This is a genomic window from Rhizorhapis sp. SPR117, assembly GCF_021742065.1.
In genome coordinates this window covers 1-6,431 of the sequence record NZ_JAKKIE010000107.1, presented here as the reverse complement: position 1 = coordinate 6,431, position 6,431 = coordinate 1, and the positions used below count along the sequence as shown (strand labels likewise).

9 protein-coding genes and 1 pseudogene are annotated in these 6,431 nt (G+C 60.9%); 6 read left to right on the top strand and 4 right to left on the bottom strand.

The window, feature by feature from the left end:
- Both L3X40_RS20460 and L3X40_RS20455 read right to left on the bottom strand, forming a co-directional pair.
- Window positions 1-1,144 (bottom strand): FUSC family protein (locus L3X40_RS20460; RefSeq protein ID WP_237367236.1); only part of this gene is annotated, 1,144 nt, incomplete at its 3' end.
- A complete protein-coding gene (locus L3X40_RS20455) occupies window positions 1,141-1,629 on the bottom strand; it encodes a MarR family winged helix-turn-helix transcriptional regulator (protein WP_237367235.1) in 489 nt (162 codons plus the stop codon). The genes L3X40_RS20455 and L3X40_RS20460, both read right to left, overlap by 4 nt.
- A gap of 299 nt (window positions 1,630-1,928) precedes the next feature.
- Here L3X40_RS20455 and L3X40_RS20450 point away from each other — a divergent pair.
- Window positions 1,929-2,564 (top strand): annotated as a pseudogene (locus L3X40_RS20450) (dienelactone hydrolase family protein); the annotation flags it as partial.
- A 51-nt stretch (window positions 2,565-2,615) separates the two neighbouring features.
- Here the strand turns inward: L3X40_RS20450 and L3X40_RS20445 are convergent.
- A complete protein-coding gene (locus tag L3X40_RS20445) occupies window positions 2,616-3,380 on the bottom strand; it encodes an aspartyl/asparaginyl beta-hydroxylase domain-containing protein (protein ID WP_237367234.1) in 765 nt (254 codons plus the stop codon).
- A gap of 115 nt (window positions 3,381-3,495) precedes the next feature.
- On the bottom strand, window positions 3,496-4,095 hold the full coding sequence (locus L3X40_RS20440) for a TetR/AcrR family transcriptional regulator (RefSeq protein ID WP_237367233.1): 600 nt from the start codon (window positions 4,093-4,095) through the stop codon (window positions 3,496-3,498).
- 261 nt (window positions 4,096-4,356) lie between these two features.
- On the opposite strand from L3X40_RS20440, the gene L3X40_RS20435 reads away from it, so the two are divergent.
- The 5 genes from L3X40_RS20435 (at window position 4,357) to L3X40_RS20415 (ending at window position 6,416) form a co-directional block, all read left to right on the top strand.
- Window positions 4,357-4,611 (top strand): hypothetical protein, encoded by a 255-nt coding sequence (locus L3X40_RS20435; RefSeq protein WP_237367232.1) that lies wholly within the window; start codon window positions 4,357-4,359, stop codon window positions 4,609-4,611.
- Window positions 4,612-4,785: 174 nt separating this feature from the next.
- The gene (locus tag L3X40_RS20430; RefSeq protein ID WP_237367231.1) at window positions 4,786-5,163 is read left to right on the top strand and encodes a hypothetical protein; all 378 of its coding nucleotides are present in this window, start codon (window positions 4,786-4,788) and stop codon (window positions 5,161-5,163) included.
- Window positions 5,151-5,492 carry a hypothetical protein gene (locus L3X40_RS20425; protein WP_237367230.1) on the top strand — a complete coding sequence of 114 codons (342 nt, stop codon included), beginning with the start codon at window positions 5,151-5,153 and terminating at the stop codon, window positions 5,490-5,492. The genes L3X40_RS20430 and L3X40_RS20425 overlap by 13 nt, the downstream gene beginning before the upstream one ends.
- Before the next feature lie 43 nt (window positions 5,493-5,535).
- Window positions 5,536-5,928 (top strand): EF-hand domain-containing protein, encoded by a 393-nt coding sequence (locus L3X40_RS20420; RefSeq protein ID WP_237367229.1) that lies wholly within the window; start codon window positions 5,536-5,538, stop codon window positions 5,926-5,928.
- Entirely contained in the window at window positions 5,925-6,416 is a 492-nt protein-coding gene (locus tag L3X40_RS20415) for a MipA/OmpV family protein (RefSeq protein ID WP_237367228.1), read from the top strand. Before L3X40_RS20420 ends, L3X40_RS20415 begins: the two co-directional genes overlap by 4 nt.
- The last annotated feature ends 15 nt before the right edge of the window (window positions 6,417-6,431 follow it).

Genomic DNA, 6,431 nt, shown 5'->3' with positions numbered 1-6,431 from the left:
ACCGGTACACTTTTACTCCGAAATGAACGGACCCCAAAAGACCCGTCAGTGGTACATTTTTACTCCGCCGTTTATAGATCGCCTGATCGAAATCGGGGGCCAGCGGGAAGGCGGACGGATCGCGAACCTGCCCGGCAAGGTCGCTGTCGAGCCCGCTCCTGTCTTCCAGCGTCGCGGCGATCCTGTGTATCTCGCTCCAGGTCGTCAGTAACTCCACCAGCGCATCGGCAAGCGCATCGTGCACCAGCTGCTGCCATGGTTGCTCAAGGCCTCCGCTGAGCGGCAGGCTTCGCACCGCGTCGGCGAAGTCGGGGGGCGGCAATGCACCTTTCGCGAGACAGTCCCTGGCGTCAGCAAGATGTGCGGCCAGCGCGCTGCGTTCCGCCTCGTTGAGACCCGCGATGCGCCCTGAGATTGCTGAGAGCAGCGGAACCATCTGCAACAATCGCTGCTGGATCGCGAGAGCGTGGCGCAATTCTCCGCGATCGACCGTCGGATCGTAGCGCAACAATGCCGTCTTTTGTGAAAGTGCCGTTATATCCGAGAGAGTTTTCAGCCGGTCATGCTCTTCCGCCGCGCCGCTCTCATGGAGGTCGAGCACATCCCTCGCCCAGCGCTCCATATCGGGAAGCCAGCGCTCGAGGTTGGATCGAAGTGAGCCGGCAAGCGACCCCGGCACGATCACGCTGTCGACGAGTGTGGCTGCGATGATGCCGAGACCGATCTCGGTGACGCGCGCTACGACGGTATCGAACATCGTCTCCGGGTGATCCACTCCGGCGACGGCGACGAGCATCAGCGTGACGGCAAACAGCATAAAGCCATAGGAGCGGGGCGTTCGGTCGAGGAGGGATGCGCCGAAGGCAAGCGTCGCTACAAGCCCGGCCGAAACGATCAGCAGGATCGGCACACTTGCGAAGAGCGACACCAGGCCGAGGCTTACGATGCCCGCGCAAAACGTGTCGGCAAAGCGGTAGGTGGCCTTGGAACGGATGGCCCCGGTGTTCGGATTCATCACAACACAGCAGGTCACGAGCGACCAATAGGGCTGCGGAAGACCGATCCTCACCGCCACCATGAAGGCGAGGATGGCGGCAATAAACAGCTTGACCGAGAACAGGAGCTGATCGGCCGTGATCTTCACCGGCTCACACGCTCCTGTTGAAGAAAGGCGCCGATCCGATCCTCGAAAAGGCGCAGGACGCGGGTCGTGGTTTCTATGTCCTCAACGGGCAAATCGCCCAGAAGCGTCTTGCGCAGTTTCGCGACCGCCAGTTCCATCTTTCGGGCAAGGCGGCGTCCTTCCGGCAGAATATGGACGAAATTGATGCGGCGATCGTCAGTGGACGCACGCCGTTCCAGCAGCCCGGCGGCCTCGGCCTGATCAAGTATGCGGACCATTCCGCCAGGATTGACCCCCACCACCTCGGCAAGAACATTTTGCTGAATGCCCCGGTCGCCGGCGCGCGATACCAGAACGACAGCGCTCGCGACCGAGCCTGGCAGATCGAAATCCACGAGAACCGCACCCGCCGCCTGGCTCCAGGACCTTCTGATCGGCTGCAACGCATTGGTCAGCTCGAAAAGCGCTGCGGCGCTGATGTTGCGGCTTTTTCTGGGTCTGGACACAAGCCGCACTCTAGCCGATGGATGCTTTTCATTCAACAAGCAAACGTTGCTTTAGCAACTTGTGCGGTGAAACTTTGCTATGCCATCAAACCTGCGGGTCGGATAAAATTCCACTTCAGCGACGGGAGAGCGATAATCAGCACCGAGGACAACCCATCCCGCATCTCGGTTGCCTATGAGCTTTCGAAGGCGACGATTGGAGCAATGGATCGGCCCCATGCGCTCGCAGAGGAAGTTCACCTGGATGATATCGGTGTGTCAGCCACTTCTATGTCGATGACGACCGGTCGGTACCGCCGCGTCCCGGCGTCCTTGTCTTTCCGGACGCATTCGGGCTCAGCTATCACGCGAAGTCGCGAGCCGAGCGGCTGGCAGGCCTTGGCTATGCAGCGCTAGCCTGTGACCTCCACGGGCAGGAACGGATCGTCTCCGATCTTGAAGAGGTAATGGGTTTGATTGGACCGATGATCGAGAATCCGGCAGGTACGCGCGCACGCGCTCAGGGCTCCCTCGATGCTCTCCTTGCACAGCCGGAGGTCGACCGTGCGAAGATCGCGGCGATCGGCTATTGCTTTGGTGGCACGATGGCGCTCGAACTTGCCCGCGCCGGTGCCGCGATCGCAGCGGTAGCGGGGTTCCACAGCGGACTGGTGACGGCGCGCGCCGAGGACGCGAGAAACATTCGCGGCAAGGTGCTTGTCTGCATCGGCGCGGACGATCCAGGGATTCCGCCCGATCAGCGCGCCACGTTCGAGCAGGAGATGTGCGATGGTGGCGTGGACTGGCGCGTGCATCTCTACGGGGGCGTCGTGCATAGCTTCACGAATACCGAGGCTGCGAAGCTCGGCCGACCCGAGTTCGCCCGGTATGATGCCGGTGCGGATGCTCGCTCATGGTCGGAAATGATCGCTCTCTTCGACGAGGTATTCGCCTAGCCGGCGGTGCAGGGGAAGCTCTTCGCGCGACCGGCGGAGGGGAAAAGTTTGCTAGTCGTTCGCCTGTCGCTTCAGCGTCCGAACGACATTGTCCCATTGAAGGTTCGCCCGCGCATCGCGAACGAAAGCACTGCGGCGAATAGCGCTCAAGAACGTCCTTGCAATCGCCCGTCCTGGCTGTCGTAGCGGCCTCTCGAATTGTATGAGGAGGATGATCCGCGCCTCGTCAGTGTCATTCCACACTTCGTGCGGCCATGTGTCGTCGAACACGAGCGTAGCGCCGTCCCGCCAGCGCACCGTCCGTCGATCGAGTTCCATGCGGAGCCCTTCATGGGGGGGCACGCTGAGGCCAAGATGGCATGTCAGGAGACCTTTGGTGACACCCCGATGTCGAGGGATATGGGTGCCGGGCGCAAGAACCGAGAAAAATCCAGTATTGAGACCGGGCACAGAGGCCAGGGCTGCCGCGGTAATTGGGCATTGTTCGAGGTTGGACTCTATCCGCTCGCCATAGCCGATGAGAAAATAGGACCGCCAGCGATCATCCAGCGCAATTCGTCTGTGATCCGGCGAGACGTTCCGCAGTGGCGGAACGGTCCCGATCTGGCGTATGACATGCAGGGCCTCGCACCGGATTTCGGGCCACATCGCACGAAGGATGTGGGTCCATTCAAAAAGGTCGGGATCGATGACCGGGTCGTTGGGCACGCGCGACGAGCGTGCAATCATGGCATCCACCCAAGGCATCAACCGCTTGCCCTGCCGAATCACGAACGGCCGGCGCGATTTACCTGTTTTGCGATCAACCCAATTCATGATTATGCAACGTATCTAGTGAAATAACAAAACCGCCATTTCCCCCTTGCAGATAAACCGTGGCATCAAGATCTGAACGCCGAGCGATCGATCGCGCACCGTTCTCGACTGGCCCTTATCCGGGATAGGGCAGTCCCAGTGCTCGCATCATGATGCAGGCGGTGCGGATGCTCGTGCTTTCCGTATCGGCATTCGGGGCAATGGCGACGCGATGGCCGAGACCGATGAAGCAGGCCATCATGACGTCGATATAGGCTTCGAGTTCTTCCGACGGAACGTCCGGCCTGGCGAGTGCGGCGAGCCGGCGAATGCCCTCGCGATAAAAAGCCGTCATCATCTCGAGCCGATCGGCGACGGAGGGGTTGCGACAGGCTTCGGCGAGGATTTCGAACGACAGTTCGCCATCGTCGCGCATGAGCGAGATACCGGCGATCGCCTTGATCGCTTCGAAAATCGAGCATTCCTTCCGCTCGACCGCATCGAAGATGGCGTGCATTTGCTCGACACGTCGCCGAGAGTTCTCCGCGACGATCGCCAACACGATGTCATCCTTAGATGTGAATAGCCGATAGACCTGGCCGATGCTTACTGACGATTCCGTCGCCAGCTCGTTGGTGGTTGTCGCATGAAAGCCCTTCGCCCCGAACAGCTTGCGGGCGACACTGATGATCCTCTCACGCGGCGCCTCTCCGGAGACGTTTTTTCTCGAAACCATTCGCATCCTTTCCGACGGCGTGCTCCTTTCAACTTCCGGTTCACGGGACTTGGCGCACTTCTGGCCAGTTCGACCTGGATATCCTGCATGGTTCAACGATGGCGAAAAAACAACAGTCGTGTCCCGGTGCGCGCTGCATATAGTGCCGCGAGAAGGTGCCAGTGATCCCGAAATCGGCATTTCATCCCTTGACCCTGCTGTTCGTCATGAGTAACTCCAATAAGGAGTGAGCGCTCATTCCGCAAGAGAGGATGTCTGAAGATGGTGCGCGCCAGATCGGAAAAAGGCGAAAACAGCGCATCTGTGGCGGTGCCGGCCTTTAAGCCATCAATCATCCTGCGATTGGGTAGCGAGTCTTCGGCGCCCCTTACGGCCGGGACCGCTTCCCGCCACCTGCCAGCAGGCATCAGCACTCCGGCCGTGAGGGGTTCCCTGCCCCACGACCGCCCCGATGTCGGCTGGCAGGACCAATACAGCGCCGTGCATCGCGCCGCGAAGCAATCGGAAACCATGTGATGGCGACCGGCGGTCGCGTTCTGGAGCCGAAGAAGAAGCGGCCGAAGCTCAGTCTTCGACCGATGCAGACGCAGCCGGCCGGGGCAGATTCAGCGGTCGAGAAGGATGCGACGGACGGTCGGATACGTCGACAACCGCGTAGGCGTATCGCGGCGAAGAATGAAAGAAAAACAGATGAGCGGTAGAAGATCGGGTGGTGGCCACCTCAAGGCAGGATTTGTCCTCACGATCGCCATCGCTTTGGCGGCCTGCAGCGGCAATGAGCCGGCCGGCAACGAGGCGGATAATGCTGCGAACGAAAGCCCTCCGATCAAGCTGCCGCCGCCGATCAAGAAGAGTGCCAGCTATCGCTGTAAGGACAACAGCGTCGTGTCGGTCGATTTTCTCGCGGACGATCTGACCGCCAATCTTCGAACCGAGCGGGGTGCGTTCCGTCTGAAAGCCGCGAAAGCGGGCGAAGCATTCAGGGGCGATGGTCAGACGTTGATCGCAGAAAATAGCGGCATCACCCTGACACAAGCAGGAAAGGAGCCTCTCCATTGCAAAATGTGACAACTGCCCGACAGGTTGATGCATCGAGATCGCGAAGGCTGTCCCTTGTCGGCGGCCTTGCTGCTGTCTTGCTGATCATTGCACCAGAGGCCGCCCATGCTGACAAGACCGGCAATACTGTCCTCGGTGTGGGAATTGGTGCGCCGGGAGGCGCGCTGATCAGCGGCGGCGACACAAGGGGCACGATCGGAGGAGCTGTGGCCGGTGGTGTGAGCGGCAATATCGCGTCCAAGGACAAGAAACACCGTTGGGATCGCCGGGACCGTCGCGATGACCGCCGATGGGAACGCGACCGGTACGAACGGCGCGAACATCGCCGCCGGCGATAATCCTCCGCCGTGTCCCTCACCCCCGGTTCAGGAGTCTCTTACCTTGAAAAGCACGATCGGCCTTGCCCTTATCGCAGGGCTTGCGACCCCAGTGTTCGCGCAAACGCCCAACAGCGCGCAGGATCCGGCCCAAGCCCATATCGATAGTACTTTCGGCCGTATGGATGAAAATGCCGACGGACAGATCGACCGGGCCGAGTTCGAGCGGTTTATGACCGCTCGGATCGCCGCGCACAAGGCCCGCTTCGATGCGGAATTCAGCGCGACCGATACGAGCGGAGACGGCAGGATCGACCGGAAGGAAGCCGCGGTCGCTAATCCCCTGCTCGCGGATCGCTTCGCGACCGTCGATACGAACGCCGATGGGTTCGTGACGCCCGAGGAACCGCGCGCCGCGACCCTCGCGGCCCAGCAAGAAGAGCTCCCCGAGCAGTGATCCGACTCCCCGTTCTCCTGCTCGGTCTTGCGTTGCTCGGATACGCATCCAGCGAAGCCCGCGCGCAGGAACGCGATCATCTCACGATCGGAGCGGGCGTCGCGGCCGTACCAGACTTCGAGGGCGCGGATGATTACCGGATTCTTCCTTTTCCGCTGCTGGACATCGAGATCGGACGGGTCTTCGCCAATATCCGTGACGGGGTCGGCTATAAGGTGGTCGATCTGCCCGGCTTCACGGTGGGCGGCAGCGTCACCTATGTGCGGGGCTATCGCCGGCGCGATGTTCCTCGGGGCGTCGATAAGCTATCCGACGCAGCCGGTGGCCGGCTGTTCGCCTCGCTTCGACAAGGCAATCTTTCCGCGACGCTCGGCGCGACGCGGTCGTTCGGCGGCGGCACGCATGGCGTGATCGCCGACGCGCGCCTGTGTCAACGTCGGGGTAAAATTGTGCAAGATTCCGGTGTAAAACTGTACCAGTTGGATTGAACAAAAAGCCTCAGA